This window comes from Allobosea sp. P4_C6 (assembly GCF_056402015.1).
The window spans coordinates 1-1,676 of sequence record NZ_JBFUIF010000222.1 but is presented as its reverse complement, the minus strand read 5'-3'; the positions used below and the strand labels follow the sequence as shown (position 1 = coordinate 1,676).

2 protein-coding genes are annotated in these 1,676 nt (G+C 63.5%); both read left to right on the top strand.

The features are described from left to right. The coding region (locus AC1DVA_RS28125) for a TRAP transporter large permease (protein WP_476808088.1) at positions 1-1,150 on the top strand (1,150 nt) is incomplete at its 5' end. Positions 1,151-1,193: 43 nt separating this feature from the next. Then, positions 1,194-1,676, top strand: a 483-nt coding sequence (gene dctP / locus AC1DVA_RS28120; RefSeq protein ID WP_476808089.1) for a TRAP transporter substrate-binding protein DctP, incomplete at its 3' end; no start/stop codon positions are given.

Sequence of the window (1,676 nt, the reverse complement as noted above, 5' to 3'; positions counted from 1 at the left end):
GAACATGATCATCGGAGCGGATTCCTTCCAGCTTCTTGCGATCCCTTTCTTCCTGCTCGCCGGCGAGCTGATGAATGCCGGCGGCTTGTCGAAGCGCATCGTCAATTTCGCGCTGTCACTGGTTGGACACCTTCATGGCGGTCTCGGCTATGTCGCGATCTTCGCCGCGATCATCATGGCCTCGCTGTCGGGGTCGGCTGCCGCCGACACCGCTGCGCTCGCCTCGATCCTGCTGCCGATGATGCGCAGCGCCGGCTACGATGTAGGCCGCTCCGCTGGCCTGATTGCGTCGGGCGGCATCATCGCGCCGATCATCCCGCCCTCGATCGGTTTCATCGTCTTCGGCGTCGCGGCCAACCTCTCGATCACCCGGCTGTTTCTCGCCGGCGTCTTCCCGGGACTGCTGATCGGGCTGTCGCTGGTCATCGCCTGGTGGATTGTCTGCCGCAAAGACAAGGTCACGGTACTGCCCCGTAGGACGGGCGCCGAAAGGCTCAAGGCAACCTGGGACGGATCGCTCGCCTTGCTGATGCCGGTCGCGATACTCGGCGGCATCCGCTTTGGGATCGTCACGCCAACGGAAGCTGCCGTCGTTGCGACGGTCTATGCGCTGATCGTCGGCATGTTCGTCTATCGCGAACTAAAGGTCCGAGACCTCTACAAGGTCACGCTGCTTGCCGCCAAGACAACGAGCGCCGTGATGCTGCTCGTAGCCGCAGCCGTCGTATCGGCCTGGCTGATCACGCAGGCCAACATCCCTGCCGAGCTCTCAGTTCTGCTCCAGCCCTTCATGGACAACAAGACGGTGCTGATGATCATCATCATGCTCCTGGTCATGGCTGTCGGGACGGCGCTCGATTTCACACCGACGGTCCTGATCCTGACGCCCGTGCTGATGCCGATCGTTAAGCAGGCGGGGATCGACCCGATCTATTTCGGCGTGCTCTTCATCATCAACAACGCCATCGGCCTGATCACGCCGCCGGTCGGCATCGTGCTCAACGTCGTCTGCGGCGTTGCCCGGGTACCGATGAGCGCCGTGATCCGGGGCGTCTGGCCGTTCTTCATCGCGCAATCCATCGCGATGTTCCTGCTCGTGCTGTTTCCGCAGCTCGTGATGGTGCCGCTCGCCTGGCTGAGCGGGCGCTGACTTTCGACAAGAAACCGAAGAACATAGGGAGAAGACCATGACCATGACTGCCCGTATCCTTTCGCTCCTCGCCGGCGTCGCCCTTGCGGCGCTCGCCGGCTCCGCCCAGGCGCAGATCAAGGAGCGCAACATCCGCGTCTCCAACGGCATCAACGAGGACCACCCGGTCGGCAACGGCGTCGCCAAGATGAGGGGCTGCATGGCCGAGAAGTCCGGCGGGAAGCTCAAGCTGCAGGCCTTCTGGGGCGGTGCGCTCGGCGGCGACCTGCAGGCGGCGCAGGCCCTTCGCGCCGGCACGCAGGAGATGGTGATCACCTCGACCTCGCCGTTGGTCGGCATCATGCCGGAACTCGGCGTCTTCGACCTGCCCTTCCTGTTCACCAACGAGAAGGAGGCCGACGCCATCCTCGACGGGGCGTTCGGGAAATACATCGCCGACAAGCTGCCGGGCTTTGGCGTCGTCAACCTGTCCTACTGGGAGAACGGCTTCCGCAACCTGACCAATTCGAAGCGCGCCGTCTCGAAG